At 60.7% G+C, this 24,288-nt stretch carries 20 protein-coding genes and 1 riboswitch; of the genes, 12 read left to right on the top strand and 8 right to left on the bottom strand.

The features are described from left to right. The 6 genes from DK842_RS00150 to cbiB form a co-directional block, all read right to left on the bottom strand. Window positions 1-1,911, bottom strand: a complete 1,911-nt coding sequence (locus DK842_RS00150; protein ID WP_114059551.1) for a putative cobaltochelatase — start codon at window positions 1,909-1,911, stop codon at window positions 1-3. Continuing rightward, on the bottom strand, window positions 1,908-6,038 hold the full coding sequence (locus DK842_RS00145; protein WP_114059550.1) for a cobaltochelatase subunit CobN: 4,131 nt from the start codon (window positions 6,036-6,038) through the stop codon (window positions 1,908-1,910). The genes DK842_RS00150 and DK842_RS00145 overlap by 4 nt, the downstream gene beginning before the upstream one ends. Continuing rightward, complete coding sequence (locus DK842_RS00140; protein ID WP_114059549.1) at window positions 6,035-6,364, bottom strand: (2Fe-2S) ferredoxin domain-containing protein; 330 nt, start codon at window positions 6,362-6,364, stop codon at window positions 6,035-6,037. Before DK842_RS00140 ends, DK842_RS00145 begins: the two co-directional genes overlap by 4 nt. Further along, window positions 6,361-7,407: a HoxN/HupN/NixA family nickel/cobalt transporter gene (locus DK842_RS00135; RefSeq protein WP_168194785.1), complete on the bottom strand. Its 1,047-nt coding sequence runs from the start codon at window positions 7,405-7,407 to the stop codon at window positions 6,361-6,363. The genes DK842_RS00140 and DK842_RS00135 overlap by 4 nt, the downstream gene beginning before the upstream one ends. 111 nt (window positions 7,408-7,518) lie before the next feature. Further along, a riboswitch (cobalamin riboswitch) is annotated at window positions 7,519-7,701 on the bottom strand. 42 nt (window positions 7,702-7,743) lie between these two features. Further along, complete coding sequence (cobD, locus tag DK842_RS00130; RefSeq protein ID WP_114059547.1) at window positions 7,744-8,730, bottom strand: threonine-phosphate decarboxylase CobD; 987 nt, start codon at window positions 8,728-8,730, stop codon at window positions 7,744-7,746. Then, window positions 8,723-9,661, bottom strand: coding sequence for an adenosylcobinamide-phosphate synthase CbiB (gene cbiB, locus DK842_RS00125; protein WP_114063537.1), 939 nt, complete (start codon window positions 9,659-9,661; stop codon window positions 8,723-8,725). The genes cobD and cbiB overlap by 8 nt, the downstream gene beginning before the upstream one ends. 133 nt (window positions 9,662-9,794) lie before the next feature. Between cbiB and DK842_RS00120 the strand changes: the two genes are divergently transcribed. Continuing rightward, window positions 9,795-11,276 carry a cobyric acid synthase gene (locus DK842_RS00120; RefSeq protein ID WP_114063536.1) on the top strand — a complete coding sequence of 494 codons (1,482 nt, stop codon included), beginning with the start codon at window positions 9,795-9,797 and terminating at the stop codon, window positions 11,274-11,276. A gap of 46 nt (window positions 11,277-11,322) precedes the next feature. Here the strand turns inward: DK842_RS00120 and DK842_RS00115 are convergent, their stop codons facing one another. Continuing rightward, window positions 11,323-12,738 carry a hypothetical protein gene (locus DK842_RS00115; protein ID WP_114059546.1) on the bottom strand — a complete coding sequence of 472 codons (1,416 nt, stop codon included), beginning with the start codon at window positions 12,736-12,738 and terminating at the stop codon, window positions 11,323-11,325. 90 nt (window positions 12,739-12,828) lie between these two features. Continuing rightward, window positions 12,829-13,569, bottom strand: a complete 741-nt coding sequence (locus DK842_RS00110) for a 3'(2'),5'-bisphosphate nucleotidase CysQ (RefSeq protein ID WP_114059545.1) — start codon at window positions 13,567-13,569, stop codon at window positions 12,829-12,831. 64 nt (window positions 13,570-13,633) lie between these two features. Between DK842_RS00110 and DK842_RS00105 the strand changes: the two genes are divergently transcribed. The 11 genes from DK842_RS00105 to DK842_RS00055 all read left to right on the top strand — a co-directional run bounded on the left by DK842_RS00105 (window position 13,634) and on the right by DK842_RS00055 (window position 24,266). Beyond that, window positions 13,634-14,383 carry a DotI/IcmL family type IV secretion protein gene (locus DK842_RS00105; RefSeq protein WP_168194784.1) on the top strand — a complete coding sequence of 250 codons (750 nt, stop codon included), beginning with the start codon at window positions 13,634-13,636 and terminating at the stop codon, window positions 14,381-14,383. Between the two features lie 2 nt (window positions 14,384-14,385). Continuing rightward, window positions 14,386-15,408 (top strand): DotH/IcmK family type IV secretion protein, encoded by a 1,023-nt coding sequence (locus DK842_RS00100; protein ID WP_114059543.1) that lies wholly within the window; start codon window positions 14,386-14,388, stop codon window positions 15,406-15,408. An 8-nt stretch (window positions 15,409-15,416) separates the two neighbouring features. Next, on the top strand, window positions 15,417-16,610 hold the full coding sequence (locus DK842_RS00095) for a hypothetical protein (protein WP_114059542.1): 1,194 nt from the start codon (window positions 15,417-15,419) through the stop codon (window positions 16,608-16,610). Further along, a complete protein-coding gene (locus tag DK842_RS00090) occupies window positions 16,610-16,870 on the top strand; it encodes a hypothetical protein (protein ID WP_114059541.1) in 261 nt (86 codons plus the stop codon). The genes DK842_RS00095 and DK842_RS00090 overlap by 1 nt, the downstream gene beginning before the upstream one ends. A 43-nt stretch (window positions 16,871-16,913) precedes the next feature. Beyond that, window positions 16,914-17,267 carry a hypothetical protein gene (locus DK842_RS00085; RefSeq protein WP_114059540.1) on the top strand — a complete coding sequence of 118 codons (354 nt, stop codon included), beginning with the start codon at window positions 16,914-16,916 and terminating at the stop codon, window positions 17,265-17,267. Window positions 17,268-17,469: 202 nt separating this feature from the next. Continuing rightward, a complete protein-coding gene (locus tag DK842_RS00080; RefSeq protein ID WP_114059539.1) occupies window positions 17,470-18,075 on the top strand; it encodes a hypothetical protein in 606 nt (201 codons plus the stop codon). Window positions 18,076-18,216: 141 nt separating this feature from the next. Continuing rightward, entirely contained in the window at window positions 18,217-21,162 is a 2,946-nt protein-coding gene (locus DK842_RS22830; RefSeq protein WP_145963945.1) for a hypothetical protein, read from the top strand. Window positions 21,163-21,206: 44 nt separating this feature from the next. Further along, window positions 21,207-21,503: a hypothetical protein gene (locus tag DK842_RS00070; RefSeq protein ID WP_114059537.1), complete on the top strand. Its 297-nt coding sequence runs from the start codon at window positions 21,207-21,209 to the stop codon at window positions 21,501-21,503. Between the two features lie 87 nt (window positions 21,504-21,590). Next, a complete protein-coding gene (locus tag DK842_RS00065) occupies window positions 21,591-22,319 on the top strand; it encodes a DotD/TraH family lipoprotein (protein ID WP_114059536.1) in 729 nt (242 codons plus the stop codon). Between the two features lie 7 nt (window positions 22,320-22,326). Continuing rightward, window positions 22,327-23,151 carry a type IV secretory system conjugative DNA transfer family protein gene (locus tag DK842_RS00060; protein ID WP_114059535.1) on the top strand — a complete coding sequence of 275 codons (825 nt, stop codon included), beginning with the start codon at window positions 22,327-22,329 and terminating at the stop codon, window positions 23,149-23,151. Beyond that, window positions 23,148-24,266, top strand: a complete 1,119-nt coding sequence (locus DK842_RS00055; protein WP_114059534.1) for a type IV pilus twitching motility protein PilT — start codon at window positions 23,148-23,150, stop codon at window positions 24,264-24,266. Before DK842_RS00060 ends, DK842_RS00055 begins: the two co-directional genes overlap by 4 nt. Window positions 24,267-24,288 lie beyond the last annotated feature (22 nt).

Here is a 24,288-nt window from a genome sequence, read left to right as displayed (position 1 = left end):
TCAGCGGCCCAGTCTTTGTTGAATCGTCAATGTCAGCTGCTCGCCGGTGAGGGCGTCGCAAGCCAGGTATTCCGCGCCCAGCGCCTCGGCCAGCTCGCGGGCGCGGCCCAGGCGGACGAAGTCTTGCTCGGTGTCCAGCACCAGCGCCGGCGCGCCGGCCAGCTGGCCGGCCAGGTCCAGCGCCTGCCGCCACGGGTCGCCGTCTCCGTCCAGCGCCACATTGGCGCGGCCGTCGCTGAGGATGACCAATAGCGGCGCCGGGCCGCCGAGTTGGCGGGACAGCGTGTCAGCGGCCAGCGCCAAGGCGTGGGCCAGCGGCGTGCGGCCGCCGGTGGGCAGCTCGCGCAATGCCAGCTCGGCCTGCTCGACGCGGTTGCACGGCGGCAGCAGCAGTTCGGCCTGCTGGCCGCGGAAGGCGATCAGCGCCACCTGGTCGCGGCGGCGGTAGGCGTCTTCCAGCAGGCTCAGCACCGTGCCCTTGACCTGCTCCATCCGCTGGCGCGCGGCCATCGATCCGGACGCGTCGACGACCAGCAGGATCAGGTTGCCTTGCTTGGCGACACGGACTTTGTCGTGCAGGTCGGCGCGGGTGACGGAAAAATTGTCCGGATCGCGCAAGATCGCGTGGCGCAGCGTGGCGTCCACCGCCAGCTGTGCCGGCTGCGGATTGGCTTCGGCGCGCACGTAATGGCCGCGCTGGCGGCTGGCGCCGTCGCTGCGGCGGCCGGCCGCGTCGCCGGACGAGGGCGCCTGGACGCGGATGCGGGCGATGTCGCCGGCCGGCGCGGCGGCGAAAATCTGCTCCGAGCCGTGGCCGGATGGATTCTGTTCCTGCTCGCTGTCGCCATCCGGCGGCGGCTGCGTGGCGTCGCCTTGGTCTTGCGTTGGCGGAGGGGGCGGGTTGGACGCTTGCCGCGTCATCTGCTCCAGCTTGTCCTGGTCCAGCCCGCTTTGCTCGAACGGTTTGCGGCGGCGGCGGTGCGGCAGCACCAGTCGGGCGGCGTCGCGGATGTCTTCTGCGCTGGCGTCGGCGCGGCCGTCCAGCGCGGCCAGCGCGCGCGCGGCCTTGTTCAGCACGATGTCGGCGCGCAGGCTGGAGACGTCGAATTCGCAGCACAGTTCGCTGACGAAGTGGAACAGGCTGTCGCTGAGCCGGGTTTGCGGCAGCAGCGCGCGGGCGGCGGCGATGTTTTCGCGCAGCGCCTCGCTGTCGGCCTGCCACTGGGCGGCGAAGCCGGCCGGATCGGCCTCGAAGGCCAGGCGGCGGCGCACCACCTCGGCGCGCAGGGCAGGCTCGCGCGGCGCGGCCACGTCCACCATCAGGCCGAAGCGGTCCAGCAATTGCGGCCGCAGATCGCCTTCCTCCTGGTTCATGGTGCCGAGCAGCGTCACCCGCGCCGGGTGGCTGACCGCCAGGCCCTCGCGCTCGACGGTGTTGACGCCCATCGCGGCGGCGTCCAGCAGCACGTCCACCAGATGGTCGGCTAACAGATTCACTTCGTCGATATAGAGCATGCCGCGGTGGGCCGCCGCCAAAAGGCCGGGCTTGAACGCCTGCTTGCCGCCCTGCAGCGCCTTTTCGAAGTCCAGGCTGCCCAGCACGCGGTCCTCGGTGGCGCCCAGCGGCAGGTTGATGAAGGGCACCGGGCCGTCATGCAGCGCGCGCGCGTCGCCGGAGCACACCGGGCACAGCGGCAGCGGATGGTCGGGCTCGCAGTTGTAGCCGCAGCCGGCCGCCCGGCGTATCGCCGGCAGCACGGCGGCCAGGCCGCGGGCGGCGGTGCTCTTGGCGCTGCCTTTGTCGCCGCGCACCAGCACGCCGCCGACCGTCGGATCGACGGCGCAGATCAGCAGCGCCTGCTTCAGTTGTTCCTGGCCGACGATGGCGGCGAAGGGGTAAATCGGGCTCATGCTTTGTTTTCTCCGCGCGCTTCCAGCAGCGCTTCGCTATCCAGGTGCAGCTGGCGCAGGGCGGCCAGCGTGTCCGGGTCCGGCTCGGCCCACAGCTGGCGCTGCGCGGCTTCCAGCAGGCGGTCGGTGATGGCGTTCAGCGCCCACGGGTTGCTGTCGGCGAAAAACTGCTGCATAGACGGGTCCAGCGCGTAGCTTTGCGCCAATTGTTCATAGACCCAGTCGTCCACCACCTGGGCGGTGGCGTCGTAGCCGAACAGGTAATCGACGGTGGCGGTCAGCTCCAGCGCGCCCTTGTAGCCGTGCTTCTGGATGCCGGCTATCCACTTTGGGTTGGCCACCCGCGAGCGGAACACCCGCAGCACTTCCTCCTTCAGCCCGCGAACCGCCGGCGCTTCCGGATTGTGGCTGTCGCCGAAGAAGGCGCGCGGCTGGCGGCCGCTGAGGCTGCGTATCGTCGCGATCATCCCGCCGTGGTATTGCAGGTAGTCGTCGCTGTCGAAGATGTCGTGCTCGCGGTTGTCCTGGTTGTGCAGCGCCACCTCAACGCCGGCCAGCCGGTGGCGCAGCGCGTCGCGGGCGTCGGCGCCGTTGGCCTCGCGGCCGTAGGCGTAGCCGCCCCAGTTGACGTAGGCGGTGGCGAAGTCGGCGTCGTTCTGCCAGTTCTGCTCGTTGATCAGCGGCAGGATGCCGGCGCCGTAGCTGCCCGGTTTGGCGCCGAACACGCGGTACAGCGATTGCGCGTCGGCGTCGGGCAGCTTGCCCAATAGTTCGTTCTTCAGGTCGGCCAGGTAGTGCTTGCGCAGGAAGTTCTGCTCCGCCGGCTCGTCCAGCCGCGCCACGGTGTGCACCGCCTCGTCCACCAGAGCAATCAGGTGGGGGAAGGCATCGCGGAAGAAGCCGCTGATGCGCACGGTGACGTCGATGCGCGGCCGGCCCAGCTCGGCCAGGGGGATTACCTCCAGACCCTGCACGCGGCGGCTTTCCTGCTGCCAGCGCGGCTTGACGCCGAGCAGCGACAGGATTTCGGCGATGTCGTCGCCGTGGGTGCGCATCGCGCTGGTGCCCCACACGCTGATGGCCACCGATTCCGGATACTGGCCGGTTTCCTTCAGGTGGCGGGCCAGCATCTCGCGGGCCAGGCCGTCGCCTATGCGCCAGGCGGCTTGCGAGGGCAGGCTGCGCGGGTCCACCGAGTAGAAATTGCGGCCGGTGGGCAGGATGTGGGCCATGCCGCGCGTCGGCGCGCCGCTGGGGCCGGCCGGCACGTAGCCGCCTTCCAGGCCGCGCAACAGATTGTCTATCTCCTCGGCGGTGCGGGCGAGCTTCAGGCACAGTTCGGCGCAGACGAAGTTCAGCACCCGCTCCAGATTAGCGTGCGGCTCGATGCCGGGCAGGATGTTTTCGACAGCGGCCGGGATGGCTGCGGCGTGGTAGCCGCGCGCGGCCAGCTCGGCGATCAGCGCGCGCGACAGCTTCATCACCGCGTCGTGCGCGTCGGCGCGGGTGACCAAGGCTTGGCCGGCCAGCGCTTGCAAGGCCGCGGGGGCTTCGGCCAGCCGCTTGCCCTGGTCCTGCTGCCACAGCGGCCAGTCGCCGCCGCAAGCCGACGCCACGCTGGCGGGCAGGCCGGGGATGCCCAGATTGGGCAAGCGGGTCAGCGCCAGCAGCATGTCGACCAGCGCCTCGCCCTGCGGCGCGTTGCCGAGCACGTGCAGGCCGTCGCGGATCTGCGCCGCGCCCAGCTCGCACAGATAGCCGTCTATGTCCTCGATCAGGTGGGCGACGTCCACGCCATCCATCTTGGCCAGGCTCAAGGGCACGCCGTCTTCGTTCAGCGTGTCGTCCCAGTCGTGGTCATGGTCGTGGTGGTCGTGGCTGTGGCCGTGATGGTCATGGTGATGGTGATCATGGTGGCCGTGGTGATGGTCGTGGTCGCCATGATGGTGTCCATGATCGTGGCCGTGCGCGGCCTTGGCTGGGCGGTATTTCGCCGCCGCGGCCGTCGCCGGCTTCATCGCGGCCGCCGGCTTGGCCGCTTGAGTCCGGTACTTGCCGTGGACGGCGGCGGGCGCGTGCCGGTGTCCGCCATGCGGGTGATCATGATCGTGGCCGTGGTGATCATGGCCATGGTTGTGATGATGCTCGTGCCCGTGATCGTGGTCGTGCTTCAGCATCGCCGCCAGGTCGGTGTCGAGTTTGGCTTCCTTGATCAGGTCCCAGATCTGCTGCTGCAGCAGCGGCAGCTTGTTCGGGTCCAGCAGTTCCACCTGGTAGTACTCGTCCACCAGCTGGGTCAGCTGCGCCAGCGGGCCGTAGCTGTCGGCAGTGGTCATCGTCGGCGTCAGGTGGTCGATGATCACCGCGTGGCCGCGGCGCTTGGCCTGCGAGCCTTCGCCCGGATCGTTGACGATGAAGGGGTAGAACAGCGGCATGTCGCCCAAGAGCGCGTCCGGGAAGCAGTTCTGCGACAGGCCCACGCCCTTGCCCGGCAGCCATTCCAGCGTGCCGTGCTTGCCGACGTGGACGATGGCGTCGGCCCGCCAGTCGTCGCGCAGCCAGCGGTACAGCGCGTAGTAGTGGTGGGTGGGCGGCAGGTCCGGGGTGTGGTAGATGGCATCCGGGTCCATGCCGTAGCCGCGCGGCGGCTGCAGCGCGACGAAGACATTGCCGTAATCGAGGCCGGAGAACACCAGCTCGTCGCCGTCGACGTAGGCGCCGCCCGGCGGCTGGCCCCAGCGCTGCAGCATCTTGCCGCGCAGCGCGTCAGGCAACTCGTCGAACCAGGCCTGGTAGCGCTTGGCCGGCACGCGCGCGGCGGCGTTTTTCATCTGCTCGGCGCTCAGGTAGTCCTGGTCGTAAGCGCCGCGGTCTATCAGCTCGTGCATCAGCGCATCGCTGTCCGGCGGCAGCTCATCCATCCGGTAGCCGCGGCCTTGCATGCCGCGCAGCATCGCGTATAGGGACGCAGGCGAGTCCAGACCCACCGCGTTGCCTATCTGCGAGGCCTTGCTGTTGGAGTTGGTGAAGATGAAGGCGATGCGCTTGTCGGCATTTTCCACATGACGCAGCCGCGCCAAGCGCGCGGCGATGCCGGCCAGGCGGCGGGCGCGGTCCGGCAGCGGCGCGTATTGCTCGGCCTGGCCGGCTTCCGCCGGCTGCTTGAAGCTCAGCGGCACGCCGATGATGCGGCCGTCGAACTCCGGCAGCGCCACGTTCATCGCGGTGTCCAGCGGGTTGAAGCCGCGGTCGGACGCTTCCCACTGCTCGCGGGTCATGCTGCTGGTGATGGCTTGCAGCACCGGCAGATCCAGCTGGTCCGACGCTTCCACCGCCCAGCCGGGCTGGGTGGGGCCGTCGTTGTTGATGTCACCCATCGCGAACGAGGTGGTGTTGATCAGCAAGGACACCTGGGCGCGCGGGTCGGCCAGCAGCGCCAGCGCCGCCGGCAGGCCACCCTGGTCTATGGTCCGCAAGGACGAGGTGAACACCGGCAGCGCGTTGACGCCGCGCTCGGCCAGGCAGTCCACCAGCAGGTCGATGAAGCGGGTGTTGCCGGACAGCCAGTGGGCGCGGTAGAAGCAGAGGCCGACGCTAGGCCAGTCCGGATCGCGGATTTCAAGCCAATCTTCCAGCGAGCAGGGCGCGGCCAGCTCCGGGTGGTAGACGCCGTGCTCGGGCAGCGGTTGAGGCGACTGATAACCGAAGCCGGTCAGCAGCAGTCTATCCGCCAGGCAGCGCATCATCTCGCCCAGGTTGGCGCTGCCGCCGGCCTGCAGATAGGCGTGAACGTCCTGCTGCAGCGATACCGGCGCGCTGCACAGCGCCTGCAGCTCCGGGTCCGGCTCGCCGGTGCCGCTGACCACGATGACCGCGGCCTGCAGCCGTCGGGCGTGAGCCAGCAACTGCTCCAGGCCAGGTATCGCGTCGGCGCGGCCCAGCACGCGCAGCACGATGGCGCGGACATCGGCCAATTGGCCGTCCAGCAGCGCCCGCATCGCGGCTTCGTCGCTGATGCCTTGCAGCGCGATGCCGGCGACGGCGGGGAAATCTTCCGGCCAGCGCGCGCGCGACAGCGCGGCGAGGTCGGTGCCGGCGTGGCTCAATAGTGCGATTTCTGCGTTCATGCCTGCGGTTCCGTTTCGATGTCGCCGATGCCGGTTTTATGGAAGATCAATTCTTCGACGGGCGAGCCGTCTTTCAGATGCTGGCAGACGATGCGCTCGACGTCGGCCTCGCTGACCTTGCGGTACCAGACGCCATCCGGATACACCACCATCACCGGGCCTTCCTTGCACACGGCGAAGCAGTGGCTGCGGGTGCGCTTGGCGCGCAGGCCTTCGCAGGCGTCTATGGCGCGGCCCAGGTGCAGGAACATCGCTTCCGAGCCCTGGCCGTCAGGGGTGCAGCGCGGACCGGTGCACATCAACACGTGTTTGTCGTGCGTTCTCATCGAATCTCCGGAGACAATTGGTCGAAACGCTTCCATTTGTAGATGACGGCGGAGGCGAGCCAGGTGAACAGGAATACGCCGACCACGAAGTAGCCGAAGTGGGCCAGGTTCTCGTTCATCTCCGCCACCACGTCCCATGCGCCGCCTGACAGCCGCATCTTGTTGACCAGCAGGCCCAGCGCTTCCAGCCCGCCGATGCCGACGGCGACGACGACGGAGACGAAGGTGATGGTCAGGTTGTACCAGAGCTTGCGCACCGGCTTGACGAAGGCCCAGCCGTACACTTCCACCATCAGCAGGCTGTCCAGCGTATCCACCAGCGCCATGCCGGCGGCGAACAGCACCGGGAACACCATGATGTGCCACAGCGCCACGCCGTGCGCGCTTTGGGTGGTGGCGATGGCGAACAGGCCGATCTCGGTGGCGGTGTCGAAGCCCAGTCCGAACAAAAAGCCGATGGGCAGCATGTGCCAGCTCTTGGTCACCATCTTGAACAAGGGGCGCAGCAGGCGCGCGAGCAGGCCCTGATTATTCAGCAGCAGGTCCAGTTGCTCGTCGCAGATGGCCTCGCCGGCGCGGGCGCGGCGGAAGGCGGCCCATACCGCGCGCAGGGAGGATAGGTTGATCATGGCCAGCGCAAGCAGGAAAAATGCGGACACGCAGACGCTGATGGTGCCGCCGATTTCTCGGAAGCCGGTGATGCGGTTTTGCAGCGCGGTGGCGGCCATCACGATGGCGGCGACGGCGAACACCACTACCGCCGAGTGGCCAAGCGAGAAGAACAGGCCCACCGCGGATGGCTGGCGTTTCTCCTGCATCATCTTGCGCACGGTGTTGTCGATGGCGGCGATGTGGTCGGCGTCCACCGCGTGGCGCAGGCCGAACAGATAGGCGAGCAGGGCGGTGGCGAGCTGGGCCGGGTAGTCGGCGAAAGCGGCGAAAGCCCAGGCCCAGGCCAGCAGGTTGGCCAGGATCAGTCCGGCGAGTATGGGAGCGTGGCGCGCCAGGCGGCGGCCAGCGGATAGCGTGGTGGATGGTTGCATGGTGCCCTCGGAGACGATACTCGTCGCGCAGGCGAGGGCACTTCCTTCCGTCTTGTATCCATGAGCGGAGCTTGTGCGTATCCCCCGGCACACCCCGTCCGGCTTCTGCTTGCGTCGACACGTATGACGGCCGGTCTCCTGGCTCGCGCGTCATCGCCCGGGCGCCGCCTTCCCGACCGCAATGGATCAGTGGCGTCTGGCGTGGACTCTGCGCTTACAGTTGCGGGGGCAGCCGCGGTTTCGCACCGCGTTCCCGTTTCACCCTCGAGGGGCACCGTCATGATTGAGCCGGATGATACGCGACTAGCGGTGGGCTGTGAACAGTAATGGTTCTGATTACAAGCGTCGCCAGTCAGTCAGCGCCTGCTCCAGCCGAACCCAGTCCTGATCGGTTTTGGGCAGGCCGAAGCGCAGGCTGGAGATGGACTCGAAATAGCGGGTCAGGATGCCGCGGCCGGCCAGGTAGCGATGCGTCGACAGGCTGTTTTCATGGGGGCTCCACTGGAACAGCTCGCAGCCGCCGGCAGGCGGCAGGCCGTGCCGCTCCAGGCAGCGTTGCAGTCTGGAGCTGTCGCGCCGAAGCCTGGTTCGCATCGCCTGTTGCCAGGCCGTGTCGCGCAGCGCCAGCTTCACCGCCTCGCGCGCTGGGCCAGCCACCGCCCACGGCCCCAGCTCTTCGGCTAGCGCCCGCAGCAGTTCCGGCCAGCCGAACACGAAGCCGGCGCGCGCGCCGGCCAGGCCGAAGAACTTGCCGATGGAGCGCAGCACGATCAGCCCCGGCTTGCCGATGCGCGGCAGCATGCTGTCTTCCGGCGCGGCATCCAGAAACGCCTCATCCACCACCAGCCAGCCGCCGCGCGCGGCCAGCCGCTGCCGCCAGCTTTCCAACAGGGCCGGGTCGAAGCGGTCGCCGGTGGGGTTGTTGGGGTTGCACAGCAATACCACGTCCAACTGGTCTATGCCGGCGGCCAGCTCATCCGGCGACAGGCGGAACAGCTGGTGTCCGCGCTTCTGCCAGTGGTGGGGGTGCTCGGCGTAGCACAGGGCCAGCATGCCGACGCGGCAGGGCGAGCGCAGCCGCGGCAGCAGCTGGATCGCCGGCTGCGAGCCGGCCATGGCCAGCAGCTTGTCGCTGCCATAATATTCCGCCGCCGCCGCTTCCAGTCCGTCATGGTTTTGCGGCAGTCGCAGCCAGCTGTCGGCAGACAGCGGCGGCACCGGCCAGCCATTGGGATTGACGCCGGTGGACAGGTCCAGCCAGTCTCCGGCCGGAATGCCGTATTCAGCCGCGGCGCGCAGCAGGCCGCCTCCGTGTTCAAGCATGAATCGCTCCGATCAAAATGGCGGCCGCCAGCGACAATGCCGCCCACAGCCACATGCCTCGGTTGACCAGCTGCACCGCGCGGCCGATGTCTTCGTGCGTGGGCGTGGGACCGCAACCGAGCGGCGGACGTTCCTTCCATTGGCCGTGATAGCGCGCGCCGCCGCCCAGGCTGACGCCCAGCGCGCCGGCGCCGGCCGCCATCACCGGGCCGGCGTTGGGGCTGTACCAGGTGGGGGCTTGGGCGCGCCAGCAGCGCCAGCCGTCGGCGGCATGGCCCAGCAGCAGATAGGTGAGGGCGGCCAGCCGCGCCGGGACGTAATTCAGCACATCGTCGAAGCGCGCGGCGGCCCAGCCGAAGTGCAGATAGCGATCGTTCTTGTAGCCCCACATCGCGTCCAGCGTGTTGGACAGCCGGTACAGCACCGCGCCCGGCGCGCCCAGAACCAGAAACCAGAACAGCGCGGCGAAAACGGCGTCGCTGCCGTTTTCCAGCACCGATTCGATCGTCGCGCGCGCCACGCCGGCTTCGTCCAGCTCGCTGGTGTCGCGGCTGACGATCCAACCCACCCGTTCGCGGGCCAGGGCCAGGTCGCCGTCGGCCAAGGCTTTTCGCACCACTTCGGCGTGCTGGGCCAGGCTCTGCGCGCCGACGGCCAGATACAGCAGGACGATGGGAACGATGGCGCCCAGCCACGGCAGTTTCGCCAGCGCCCAGGCCAGCAGCGTGAAAGGCAGGATCAGCAGCGAGATGGCGGCCGCGCCGCGCAGCCGCATGCGCCAGACCGGCTCAGCCTCCGGCGCGGATGGGTAGGCCAGCCGCTCCATGGCCTTGGCCAGCCGGCCGAAGCCGACCAGCGGATGCCAGCGCGGCGGCTCGCCCAGCAGACGGTCCAGCAGCAGCGCGATCGGCAGAAACAATGCGGAATTCAACAAGCGGTCCTATATAATGGCCGGCCGCCGCTCGGAATTATCCAATGCGCAAGCGTTTTGCGCGCGGGGCGGCCGGAATGAATCAAGCCGCCATTCTAAGCGTTGTCAGCCATCCATGCGCAGGGAGATCGCCATGACCGCCAAAACCATCATGATCCAGGGCGCCACGTCCGACGCCGGCAAGAGCGCGCTGGCCACCGGCCTGTGCCGGCTGCTGGCCCGCCGCGGCGTGCGGGTGGCGCCGTTCAAGCCGCAGAACATGGCGCTCAACAGCGCGGTGACGGCGGACGGCGGCGAGATCGGCCGCTCGCAGGCGGTGCAGGCGCTGGCCTGCCGCGTGGAGCCGCACACCGACATGAACCCGGTGCTGCTCAAGCCCAACAGCCATACCGGCTCGCAGGTGATCATTCAGGGCCGCGCCATCGGCAATATGGAGGCGCGCGGCTATCACGGCTACAAGCCCGTCGCGATGCAGGCGGTGCTGGCGTCGCACGCCAGGCTGGCGGCGCAATACCAGTGCATCGTCGCCGAGGGCGCCGGCAGCCCGGCAGAGATCAATCTGCGCGACGGCGACATCGCCAATATGGGCTTCGCCGAGGCGGTGGACTGCCCGGTGATCCTGGTGGCTGACATCGAGCGCGGCGGCGTGTTCGCCCATCTGGCCGGCACGCTGGCGCTGCTGTCCGAATCCGAACGCGCGCGCGTCGTCGGCCTGGTGATCAACCGCTTCCGCGGCGATCCGTCCCTGCTCCAGACTGGCGTCGACTGGCTGGAGAACCACACCGGCAAGCCGGTGCTGGGCGTGCTGCCCTATCTGTACGACCTGCACCTGGAGGCCGAGGACAGCATGGGGCTGGACAAGCCCGGCGGCGCATTGGGCGGCGGCGACAAGCTGCGCGTGGCCGCGCCGGCCGCGCCGCGCGTCAGCAACCACACCGATTTCGATCCGTTGCGCCTGCATCCGCAGGTGGAGTTCACCCTGGTGCGCGCCAGCCAGCCCATCCCGCCGGCCGATTTGATCGTGCTGCCCGGCAGCAAGAACGTGTTGGCGGACTTGGCCTGGCTGCGCGCCCAAGGCTGGGAGGAGGCGCTGCGCCGCCATCTGCGCTACGGCGGCAAGGTGCTGGGCATTTGCGGCGGCCTGCAGATGCTGGGCAAGAAGCTGCACGATCCGGATGGATTGGAAGGCGAGCCGGGCAGCGGCGACGGCCTGGGCTGGCTGGACATGGAAACCACCCTGGCGCCGGAGAAGCGGCTGACGCGGATGCGCGGCCGGCTGACATTGGGCGACGCCGAGGCCGCCGGCTACGAAATCCATATGGGGGTCAGCGCCGGGCCAGCGTTGGGTAAGCCTGCGGTGAGATTCGACGATGGCTCGGCCGACGGCGCGCGTTCGGAAGACGACCAGATCTTCGCCACCTATCTGCACGGCGTGTTCGACGAGCCCGCCGCCTGCCAGGCCATCCTGCGCTGGGCGGGATTGGCGGAGCCCGAGGCGCTGGACTACCCGGCGCTGCGCGAGGCCAATATCGACAAATTGGCGGACATGTTGGAGAGGCATCTCAATCTGGGGCCGATAGCAGCGTGGCTGCCAAACGGCGTCATGCCTGCCTGATCTGCAAAAAAGAGGGAGCAGCGCGCCCTCTTGATCGGAAGCCTTGTCAGGCCAGCAATACTTTGCGCATCACGCCATCGGCATCCTTGATTTCCATGAAGCCGCTTGCTACCCATACTTGGCGTTTTGCATCGTCGGCACCTTTGACCTCGATAAAGCGGGCTCCCATCGGCGCACCTTCGTGATAGCTTGCACCCAATTGGACAGAGCCAGAGCCTTTGGGGCGTAGCGCCAGATCAATGTTCTGATCTTTTCCATCCACGGAAACTAGCGCGGGCTTACCGATTTGGCTGCCTTGCAGGAGCACATGGTTTTCAGCCTGGTCCTGATTTCGGATTTCCGCTTGCAGGCCGCCGCCAGTGTTGAAGTAGATGCTTTCATGGGTTGCGGTATCCATGCGCAGCGGCCCTCGCGTTGCAAGCAGGCGGCCTTGATCACCGGCGGTGTCTAGCGTGGCGTAGTGATTGCATGTTCCCAATGTATCTTGCTGGGAGTCCACACCGTAAATCATGCCGCTGCCGTCTGCGCATTCCCAGCCAAACCTGCCATTGTTCCGGGCTTGCCCGCCCCAGGCTTCGACGACTCCTCTGAATAGTGAAAAATAGCCGGATCCTAGATTGTTCTCGCTGATGGTGTTGAGCGCACGGGTGACGGAGCCGGACAGCGCTGCAAAGCCGCCGTTCAGGTTGCCGCTCGCATAAGCGCCTTCGCAGTCGATTTGTGACGCGTATTCGGCCTGGAAGCCGTAGCCCCATTTATTGTCCCGGTCTATGCAATTGCTGGAGCGGGCATGGCGGGCACTGACTTGCGACCCGCAAAAAGCCCAGATGCCGACATCGCCGGCATTGCTCACCTGAGCGAAATCCGCGTTGATGGTCGAACCGTAGGAAGCATTGATGCCGTAGTAGAAATTGTTGACCTGGATTTTGCTTCCCAGATTGATGTAAGAACCGTTGACGGCGATGATGCCAGACACATTGTTGGGCTTGCTCGCCTTCTGCGGCAGATCCACGCGGAAACCGTCCAGCAGGCCGAAACGATGGCCGTTTGAGCATGCGACTGCGTTGTTGGTGGGCGGAAAGTTGGCCATCAACACGCACTTGGCCGGGTCGGTCTGATTCCCTATCAGCTGAATCTGGTCGCCCTGTGGGTGGGACAGTTCCAGCGTCGCGCCTGGCGGCAAGGCGTATACGCCATCGGCTACGCTGATGCGCACGAGGGTGCCGGCGCCTATCTGCTTGCCGCGCAGGAAGTCCATTGCCTCCCAGGGGGTGGGGAAGTCCTGGGGTACGCGATAGGCGAGAAGATGGCCATCGCCGTCGCTGTCCGCGCCGCTGAGGATTTCCCGCAGCTTGCCTTCGATCCCGCGTTTGCGCGCGCCTGGCGATTGCGGAGTGTAGGATGGCAGATTGATGGTAGCGGCGTCGCCGCAGACGCCGATGGTGACGGTTACTTCGGACATGGTGCGGCCTTTCTTCTGGCGTGTTGATCCGGCGCCAGTATCGCGGCCGCGCGCGTTTGGGTTCAGATGGGGCTGTTCAGTGGCGGCGTCTCAGCCGGCTTCCGCGGCGATAGCCGCCAGCAGCGTCTCCGCCAGCTCCGGCCGGCAGATCAGCAGGTCCGGCATCTTCACGTCCGCCTGATTGAACACGCAGGGCGAGCCGTCTATCCGCGACGCGTAGAGGCCGGCTGCCAGCGCCACGCCCACCGGCGCGCAGGTATCCCATTCGTTCATGCCTCCGGCGTGCAGGTAGGCGTGGGCCTCGCCGCGCAGCACCGCCATCGCCTTGGCGCCGGCCGAGCCCATCGGCACCAGCTCGGCGTCCAGCCGGGCGGCGACGCGTTCGGCCAGCGCTGGCGGCCGGCTGCGGCTGACCAGTATCTTGAGCCGGCCTGGCGGCGCGGGGGCGAGCGCGGGGGCGGGAGTGGCAAACAACTCTTCTCGGGCAGGCAGGGCGACAGCCGCCGCGGCAGGCTGGCCATCCACGGACAGCGCCACGTGCACCGCCCAATCTTCGCGGCAGGATTCGCCATATTCGCGGGTGCCGTCCAGCGGATCTACGATCCAGACCCGGTGCTGCGTCAGCCTGGAGGGCGCCGGGACGGATTCTTCGGACAGCACGCCGTCTTCCGGCCGAGCCGCGCGCAGCGTTTGAAGGATCAAGGCGTTGGATTCCGCATCCCCGCGAGCGCCAAGCGCTTTGCTGTCTTGGGCGGCGGCGCCGCGCAGTTCCAGCAGCAGCGCCGCGGCGGCTGCGGCAGCCAGCGCGGCCAGTTGGTGATCGTCATGCATGGCGGTTTCCGGACGAATGGATGACGGCAATTGATACGCCGAATGAGTTGGGCTGGCAATGGCTATGGATAAAAGCAGTTGGCAATTTCATGGGTTGGTTGTTAAAATGTTTGATGAAGTATATATTTTATTAAATAAAAACCTCGGAAAGACAATGTCTCTGCTAGATATGAACGAGAAAGAGATTGATCAGGCCCTGAGGAGCAGCCTGGGCGAAGAGGGCAATCTGCGCCATGACGGCCGCCGCAAGACATTGGTCATCCTGGGCTTGGCGGTGGTTTGTGTCTTGCAGCAGATTGGCTTGGTCGCCTTGGTGAAGAAGAAAGACCCGCCTCCCAACTTTATCGCAGTCACGCCGGATGGCAGGCAATACCAGCTTTTGACCAAGGCGTCGCCGGTTTTCAACGAGGATCAGGCAGGGCAATGGGTCAGCTATGCGCTGCCCAAGATACTGAATTACAACTGGACCGAGCTGGATTCTCATTTCTCGGAGGCATCGCGCCAGTTCTTCACGGAAGACGCTTGGCTGACTTTCAAGAATGAGCTCGATGCTTCCGGAACCTTCCGCTCAGTGGTGCAGAACGAGCTCATCAGCAATATGAAGTTCACCAGTTCGCCGGTTCTTGTGGCAAAGGGTGTGCAGGGCGGGGTGGATGCCTGGGAATTCGAGGCGAAAGGCACACTGTCTTATCTGAACCGGACGCAACGTTCCGACAATACGATGAAGTTCAAAGTGGCTATAGGGTTGCTGACGGTGAATGGCGTCAAGGACTACCGGATTCTTGCGTTTTACATGATCAAGGACAGAGGGTAGGCATGCTGCAGAAACCATTAGGCATGCTCGCATTGGCGTTGTGGTCCGCGCAGGTCGTGGCGGCGGATCCGCAGGCGGGCGCCGGGCAGTTTCAGACCGGCAGCGCCAATGATCCGCGCTTGGCCGTGTCGTCGGCGGGCTCAAGGCAAGCTCCGGCGGGTGCGCAACCCATCAGGAAAGCATCGAAAGATCCATTGCAAAGGGCGATGGACGCCGATCCGGTTTTTGGCGCGGTGGTTAAGGACGCGGTCCCGTTCGATCCCGGCCAGATCAAGCTTTATCGACGCCAGGTGGAGCGCGTGGAGAAGTTGAGGGATTCGCCGTCGGTTGCCGGCGAGCAAAAGACCATTCCGGTGAGAGCGGGACAGACCGTTGATGTCAATGTCGCGGTTGGATATCCGCTTACCCTGCGGTTGACGGATGTGGCGGGCCAGCCGGTAAAGATCGCTGGCAACGTGCCTGGCTTGGCGATTCTGTCCGTTTATCCGATTCCGGGAGATGCGCAAGGTGCGCCGGGCCCCGGCTCGGGCAATGGCGGAGGGAGCGAGGCCAAGGATGCGATCGTGATCGATCCGGTCGGGTCCGGGGCGACGACGGTGACGATTTTCCCCTCCGGTTCTTTTCGACCGGTCGTGGTGCGGGTGCGGTCGTCTTTTCCCAAAGGCGGGGAAAAGGTGGATTTCGCCGCGGATTTGAGATTGACATGGCTGGGAGGGGGGGCGGGCAAGGGCGATGAATACCAGACGCCGTTGTCCGGTGCTTTGTTGTCGGTGCTGAAGGAGACGGTGGGAGACGAGATGGTCGTGGTCGCGCATTCCGGCGGAGATGCGCTCCGAGTGTGGAAGCGCATTTCGGATGGCCATTACTTCATCAAGATGAGGCCGGGCGTAACCTTGTTGTCTCCCAGGAATTTCCGCACGACGACACGGGACGACGATGGGGGCGTGGCCTACGAATTCGACTACCGGCCAGCATCGGTGGTGGCGGGTGTAGGCGGCGCGTCTCGAGCAATTGTGATTCGATAGGTTGCCTGATGAGTGACAAGAAGGAAGCGGTGGATTTCGATAGCCAGCCGCCTCAAGCGGGGGAGGCGGGCCATGGGGGCGCGGCGAGCAAGAAGAGGCTGGCCGTTCTGGGGGTGATCGCGTTGTTGTTCTTTGGCGGCGCCTGGGGGCTGAAGAGGCTCAATGCGGCGAAGGACGGCAAGAAAGCGGATGAAATCAGCCTGGCCAGCACGCCCGAGAAATTGAAAGAGTCCGGGAAGGCGGACGGCGGGGCTTTGCCTGGCATGGATAACCATAGCCAGCCCGCGCTTTATCCGACGGCAGACGCCTTGCTGAATGGGCAGCAAGAGGGGAGGCAGAGGGATGCGATCGCGAGCGGCGGGGCCTATGTGGCTGAAGTCGGCGCGTTGAGCGAGCGTCCAGATGGCGGCGCCCTGTCTCAGGGGGGCGGGCAGATGCCGCCGATCCCACAGGGGCAAATGCCTCCGCCTGTCGACGCCCAGGCTGTGCAGCGGCAGACGGATTGGATGAGAAGGTTTCAAGGCGGCGGGTCCAAGGAGGGCGCTCCGGATAAGAAGGTGGTCAATTGGTATGGCCATGCGCCATCTAATGCGGGGAGGCAGGAAGAAGCGCATGGCCTGCCGCCGGGAACCCCGGCGGATCGGGCGCAGAAAGTCGCTTCGATCGGCGAACGGTTGGCCGCCGTTACCGTAAGCCGGACTTCATCGTATCAACAAGGCACCACGGTCATCGTGAGAATTGTGGAGGATGGCGTTAGGCGCGACGCGCAGCTGTTTGGATCCTATGCGGAGGGTTATGACGCTTTGATTGTCAAGCTTTCCAAGATGCGTCTGGCCGATGGCAGGGTTGTGGCCGTAGATGCGGTTCTCGTGGATAAGAGCACCAATTCTCAAGCGGTTGCGAGCGCGGTGAACGGACACTATCTGGACCGGTTCGGCATGCTGGCCGCTGGAGCCTTCTTGGGGAATTATGCGTCGGCTCTGACCAGTGGCGGCGAGACCACCATTTCGACGGGTGGTTCGGTTACGACTGTGCCGAAAATCGATCAGCCGGGGAAGTATGCCCTTGGGAAAACGGTGGAGGCTGTGTCCCAACTGGCGGCGGCCGGCGCCGCGCGGTTCAATAAGCCTGAAATCGTATTGGACAGGAACGAGCTGGTAGGCGTGTTGTTTCTCGATGATGCGGTTATCGGAGGCAAATGATGTTTGACCAAACGCTGTTGACGGGCGATGCATTGCAGGCGGGAAACGCGATTCGGCAGGCGGTGTATGCCGGATGCCAGTTTCTTGGTCTGCTATCCATGGGGAAGGCGGGCTGGTCGTTGTATAAGGCTGGGGATGCGCGCTTTGCCCAAGCGGGCGATGGCTGGAAGGTCATAGTTCTTTTTCTTGCCGGGGTGATGCTGTACTACATGGAGGATTGTTGGAATCTGGTAAAAAACACTTTCCCTGGCCTGATGTGAAAAATTTAATTAAATAGTATCTATATTTAACTAGGAGATGTGAATGAAGGGCAAGAAAATCGGCATCCACTACCTGTACGCTCCTCTGGTGATGGCGTTGTCGGGCGTTTCCGCAGCCGTGTCCGCTGCGCCTCAGGTGACTCGCGAAGGATCGCTGGTGGAAACGGTGGAGAAGGTCAACACCATCTTCAGCACGGCGCAAACAGCGTTGGCCACGGGGCTGCAGCTGGTGGGGATCGCATGCATGGGATTCGCGGCATGGAACGTATATGTCAGCGGCAAGCCGGGGCGGGAAGATCGGGGGCACATGAAGACCGCGGTGCTTGCCGGCTTGGGAGGCGTGATCGCTTATTTCGCGCCGAACTGGATCGGACTGGGCGCGGCATCGCTATTCTAAGGAGTCGCTGGCGGCAAACGGATGTCGCAGCATGGCGCCGCATGCATCGATGCCCCTTGCCGCATGGGGGCTGAATTTTCCAGTCGTCTCAAGGCAGCCAGTCTTGCGCAAGCCCGCCAGTCCCGGCGGGTTTTTCATTGGTGTGCCAGTGAAATTTTCGTATATAATGTTCGTTATAATTATAATTTTATGAAACATATAAATGATTAATGGGCTGGTGTTAAAGAACCGGGACTATCCAGGCATTGAGGATGGCGAGCTATACCAGCTGGCGGCGGAGCCAGACAGCAGCTTTCTCAGCGAACTGTTCGAGGCCAGGGGGCATTGTTGCGCTTTTTGTGGTTACCGCGCCTTGTCCTTCCTGGAGGGAGAGCCGCTGGATGGCGATTATCAGAGCCTGATTGAAGAAAACTGGTTGGTGCTCTGTCATTACTGTCGTGCGACCCAGCATGTCGGAGCCGCGTTGCGCGCTGGAGCGTACTGGGGGGGCATAAAAGGCAGGACTCAAGTCGCCGTCAATCGAATTTGTCGCGGCTTGCCATGGATCATGAAACGCAATCTATGTCCAAATCTAGATGCATATCTTAGCCAGTCCTCCAAGGTGATTGAAGCATACATGGGAAAAGGCACGCTGGATATGTTGCCCACTCATCTCAAGGTGCTGCTTAAGGCTAGAGAGCACTCTTATGCTGAAGCCGTTGAATTATTGACTAGAAATGGGCTGCGGCTCATCTTCCCATATGAATACAGACCGCATGGAATCGAATCGCTAAGAGAGTTTGATGAGTCCATGCTGCGTGCTTTTTGAAGCGAAATGCAAAGAAGTTTGCAGAGCAGTGTGGCGAAAAAATCGAAATGATGGATGTCAAGGCACTCAATCAATGTGGTGAGCGTCATGTGTACGATACGAGACAATCCAAGTGTTGGGAAATATAAAAAAGAGGTGGAAATGACGACCATTTTTGAAGCATTTGATAATTTCATGAAGCGTATACCCAGGTTGCGCGGCGGAGCGCTTTGGGATAAGTGTGTTTGGAGGACTGGGTCCGGCAGCATCATCACGCTTCGGGGCGGCAGTCTCATGTCGGTGTATCAATTGGATGGGGCGCTGCAGGCTTTTGATGGCGATGCTTATAAAGAAAGGCTATTAAAGCTGTCCATACTACTTGGTTCATTGCCGCGCAAGAATGGTATCACCATAGATTTTATTTTTCAGCGAGATAAAGAGTCTGCAAGAAGAGAAGTCAATCAGTTGACAAATAGCATACGCGCTGCAACGCAACGCATTGGCATGGATGTCAATTTCATTCTCGACGAGCGACAAAGGATTTTGAGTAACACGGTTGCTTCAGAAACGGCGATGATTGTTGTGACTACATCTCCATCCATTTTGCCGAAGGAAATGCGAAAAATTGCTGCTTCCTGGAGCGGTGGTGAAATGGCGCAAAGTGAATCCATTATTCCAGCATTGAGGAATCGGCATCTTGGCGTTTGCAAAGAGTATGTGGAGGGGTTGGTCAGTATATTCAGTTTGAAAGCCAAAAGCCTGTCTTTTGAAGAGGCTATTGTTATGAATGCGAATTTGTGGGATGGCGGAGGGGAAGGTTTACAGCCGATTACGCCAGATTCCATGAGAGAGAGAAAGAGCATTCCATCAAAAGCCAAGCCTGAAATGGCAGGACAAAAGGATGACTTTATCCCGCCATTGCCTGGACTACAGATTTTTCGACGCAATGCGACAAATCTGCCAGAAGCTGGTGTCTCAAAAATTGGAAATCGATTCTATGCAGCGGGTTATTTTGAATTTCCTATTTCACAACCAGAGGTTTTCAATGGTTTGCTTAGGATTTTGCCAACGGCAAAAATAAATTCTAACATACCATTTAGAATAGCTTTCCAATTGATATCAGGTAGCGCATCCAGTCGACTGACATCCAGAAAAACTGTAGCCCAATTTTTGAAGTTTACCACTCTGGGAGGGGAGAATTCAAAAATTGTGGATGCGATCAATGAGGTGAAAGACCTTGAAAAAGAAGGGTTGGCAACGTTTCTTGGTTTAAAAATTTCTGTCGCAACCTGGGGGGGGAGCGTCGAAGAGGCCAATGATAACTTTACAGAGCTAGCTGCGGCATTGAATGGATGGGGCGGCGGGCAAGTTGTTCAAGAGTATGGAAATCCGGTGGAGATGGCAATTGGTACACTGCCTGGATTTAGAAATATGGGCGTTGAATTGGTGATCCCAAGCCAGATTGTATCTGCAATATTGCCCATTGAGAGACCTGCGTCGCCATGGAACTATGGGAACATGATGATGTTGACCGAAGATGGCAAGTTATTTATTTATCAGGTCGGCTCTAGCATTCAGCAGGCATGGGTGGATGTCATATTTGCCACCATGGGTTCTGGCAAGTCCGTTCTGTTGCAAGCATTGAATCTGGCATCCATTCTCCAGCCAGGTAAAGACGATATTCCAAAAATGGCTATCTTGGATGTTGGCTATTCATCGAAAGGCCTGATTGACTCAGTGAGAGAGTCTCTTCCAGCGGATAAACAATATCTAGCACAACATTATCGCCTATCAATTGATAAGCGTAATGCGATGAACCCTTTTGATACGATGCTTGGCTGTCGATCCGCAGTGCCGGATGAGAAAGGGTTTTTGGTGGATTTTATTACATTATTGTTGACGCCGGTTGGGCAGGATAAGCCGGTCGCGGAAATTGCTGAATTAGTGGATACACTGATCTCTGCAGCATATCGGTATTTTTCTGTAGAAAAGCCAAAAAGATATCAGCCGCGTCGGAATGCAGAGGTGGATGACGCGCTTCGCCGCTGTAATTTACACCCTGAAGAGGGGGATAGTTGGTGGAATGTGGTGGATATGCTTTTCAACAAGAATGAGATCAGGGCCGCCTCTGTCGCTCAGCGTTATGCCGTTCCCATCATTCCCGATCTTAGCCAGGTCATGCAGGCAACTCCAAGCATCAAAGATAATTATGTTGACGCTACGATTCCTGGCGGCTCATCAATATTGGATTTCGTTAATCGCATGCTGGGATCGATCAGTAGTCGCTTCCCTTTACTGGCGTATGAGACTGAACTAGATTTTTCAAATGCCAAGATCGTGGCGGTCGATCTGGCGGATGTGACAGGCGGGCAAGGGGCGGCATCTCAAAAACAAGGCGAAGTGATGTATTTGGCAACCAGCGCATTCTTGGCGAGAGGATTCTACATGGATGACGATGTAGTTCCAACCATGGAGTGTCCAGCAGCGTATATGGAATATCATCGTCGGCAACTAAGAAAAAATCGTAATGAAGTAAAGCGCATAGTTTATGATGAGCTGCATAATATCAGCTCTCCCATGGTGTTGAATATGATTGAAACCTTGGTGCGGGTTGGAAGAAAATACAAGGTGCATATCGCCCTGGCGTCTCAAGAGCATACCGATTTTCCAAAAACCATCATGAATTTGGCTACGAACATTTGGGTGCTGCGCGCTGACTCCAAGGAGGTGAGGGACGATCTTAAGAAGACGATGGACTTGAGTGAATATGCCGATGAGGCATTGGCCAATCGCATTCAAGGCTTGACTTCGTTGGGAGCGCCAATGCTGTTTTATAGTCGGATTAAAGGCGCGACAGTGGAGAGAGTACTGTATTTCAAGCCGGGTGCAGTGGAGTTATGGGCATATGCAACGACGCCATCCGATGTGGAAATTCGTTCTCAGGTATCGAAATTTGTCGGCTATCAGGAAGCTTTGTCGCGTTTGGCGCGAAAATTCCCAGGCGGGGGGGCGGCCGGAGAAGTGGATAAGCGGGTAGATGCTTGGGGCGGCGCAAAGCGCGAGGCGGACATTATCCGGGAGATTGTCGCTGAAGTGGTTGGGCGGTGATTTCGATGCGAGCCGAAGAAAGAGACATATTGCGGCGATGGTTCATGGATGAAGAAGAGGATGTTTCCGTGCCGGAGCAGTGGGCGGTGGAAAACGAGGAACAAATTGCAAGCTCTTCCCCGCCTCCTGGTTTGGCTGACGCGATTTGGTATCGACTTCATGGTCTGTTGCCGACGCATATCCTTGTCGAGCGCGCTCTGGCCATGTCGCATGAGTCATTGCTTTCATTGTGCGAGTGGGCCTGCGCGCATCCTCAAAGCATGCTTTTCAGAAAGTTGCGGCGGGTGCCGGAGCGTATGGATGAGTGGCGGCGCAGTCTCATGGCGCAAGGTGAACGCTAGCAATGGTGGCTGGCCCGCAAGACAAGTCGAGATATTTTTCAAAAAGTTTGATATTATTAATATTAAAATAAACATGGAGCAATTGTGATGAGGATCCGCTTTCAGTTTGCCCTGGCGATAACAGTCTTTGCCGCGGCGGGATGCGTTACGCCGGTTGTGAGGGAGGCGCAGCCGAGTCCGGAGTTGGCGATGTTGGCGAAAGCCGCCGAGGATGCGGCCCGCAGCCAGCAGTTGTTGGCGCGCATGACTGTGGTGAACAGCGGAGACCGCGCATTGAAAGAGCTAAAGGCTAGTCTGGCGGTCAAGACCAGTGACGATTTGAACAGACCTTATTCGACAGAATATGTAGGCGTTCCGCATGGAGTCGTGAAAAATGTGGCTGACATGATCGGCTGGCGCTTCGAAGAGCGAGGTTCTCCTGATGTGGATAGTATCGTTCGGATCAAAAGCGTGGGCCAGCCCGCCATTGCCGTGTTGCGTTCGATTGGAGACCAGTTCCCATTTGTTCTCGCCGTTGATGAAAAATCCAAAACGATAGTTCTGGATTACACCAGAACCATCGATGAGGTGAGGGATGCCGAGTCGCGTGTCGAATTGAAGAAGCCATTGATTCAAAAGTATGCGATGGATGGAGGGATATTTTCATCTAGAGCATTGGCTCAGCAAGTAGCAAAGGGGTATAAGGCCAAAGGTTTCGACTCCAAGGTGGCTGTGTCAGGGAAAAAATTTCAGATTCAGATTGGGCCATATGTGGATGATGGCGCAGGGGAGAGAAAGGTCCGAGAAGAGTTGGGTCTGCACCAACGAGTGGAGTAATGGTTAAATGCGAAGCGTGTTTTTGTCGGTTGTACTGTTTTTCCTGACAGGAGCGGCCAGGGCAGCGGTTCAAATTCCAATTGAAGATGGGACGGCTCTTCAAAGTGCGCTGAATTGGCAGCCAAAAACATACTTATCCGAAGAGGCTGCACTTAAATTAAAAGCCATATATGGCGCAGGATTGTCATATGGCGCCCAGTTGGGGCAATCGCGCGAGACGGAGCGTTTGAATGCCATGTTGCAAGAGCAAGATGCCTCACTTTCCAAAATTTTTGATTTCTCAAAATTATTACTTCCGGATTCTTTGTTGCCACCGGTTCTGTCGTCTGCGAAAAACTCTGTCCGGCTTGATGGCCCTTCCAGCGTGGTTTCCGTCGAGGCTTCGTATCGAGTCAAAGAAGATGCTCGTTTTGTCACGGCGGTGCCAACATGGTGGGATTACATGCAGCAACCTGTGCCTGATGTAAGGGAGCCGGATGCTGCGCTGAAGCCGCAAACCGCAGAGGAAAAGCAAGCATGGAATGATGGTGTGAAACAGGGGTGGGCCACCGGCGTGCTTGCCGCCAAGAGCGCATATGAATCCAAGCTGGCACAGCTCAATGAAAGCTTCAATGGGATGATGCTTTACAAAATGTTGTGGTTGAAAAATATGGTGGATCCGCCAAAAGTGATTAAGCAAGAGCAGAGAGTGGCGGAGGCTAATGGCGGCATTGATGTTAAAGTCGTGAGAAAGGTTATTGCCCAACCTGTTGTCTTTGTGAAGGATCTTACTCGATGGAGGTCGATCGCTCATGATGGCGAGGTTGAGCTGCAGGAGGGGGCTTGGCAATGATTCTGACCGAAAGAGATTTCGATGAGGGATCAAAACTGACACGCATGGATTTGGAAGAAATTCTAAATAGATATGAAGATGCCAGTGATATTTTTTTGAAGCAGGATACCTATCCTGTAGCAAAGGTGCATGGGCGCAATATGTTGATCATGTCACGGCGCCTTCAGCAAAATGAAATGCGTAGTTTGCTAACTGCGGCATACAAAGATAATGTCAATGGTTACGATACGGTCATGGGCAAGGCTAAATCATTGGACTTTGTCTATGAAGGCGTGGATAACCAGAGATATCGTGTTGCGGTGGCACGAGACATGCAGAGTGAAACTTCAGGCCCTTCAGCCACTTTTCGGAGAATTAAGCCGGACCCTTGGACGCTGGAGGAGGCGAAGACGCCAGATGATTTGGTTTATGTAAGCCGAACTCAACGCTCAGGCTTGATTCTAGTTACAGGTCCTACAGGATCCGGAAAGTCTGCGACCCTATCCTCTTTGATCAGAGATCATGTAGAACGAGAGAATTCGTCATGTATATTGAGAACAATTGAAGACCCAGTCGAGTTTGTATATGGGCATGTGGCGGCTAAGACCGCTGTGGTAGATCAGCTGCAGGTTGGAACATCTGTCGAGTGTTTTTCTGATGGAATAAGGGCGCATTTACGGATGGCACCAACTCATATGCTGGTTGGGGAAGTTCGTGATGCTGAAACGGCGCAAGCTGCGATATGGGCGGCGCAATCTGGTCATTTGGTTTATGCAACCATGCACCCGAATACAATACCTGAGTTATTTGATTATTGGTCTAAATTTTTCCCGCAAGCCATGCGATCTGTAATGATTTATAACTTGGCTACGACTCTGAAGTATGTGGTTTGCCAGCATTTGGTTCCGACTGTGGATGGGAAGCGTATTCCAGTTCGTGAGTGCCTTGATTTTACCAAGCTGGGTGGGGCTGGGAGCATAGCCCAGGAAATTGCATCGAATACTGATAGAGTATTTCAGTTGATGAGAGAAAAGGTGAATATTTATGGCAGGCCAATGAGGCAAAGTGCTCTCGAATTGATTCAAGAGGGAAAGGTTCGTCAAGAGGATGTTTTAACTTATCTAATGAGCGGTTAGGGCAATGATAAAAAAACAAAGT

It is taken from the genome of Chromobacterium phragmitis, from assembly GCF_003325475.1.
Lineage (GTDB): Bacteria > Pseudomonadota > Gammaproteobacteria > Burkholderiales > Chromobacteriaceae > Chromobacterium > Chromobacterium phragmitis.
This window is presented reverse-complemented; position numbering and strand designations above follow the sequence as displayed.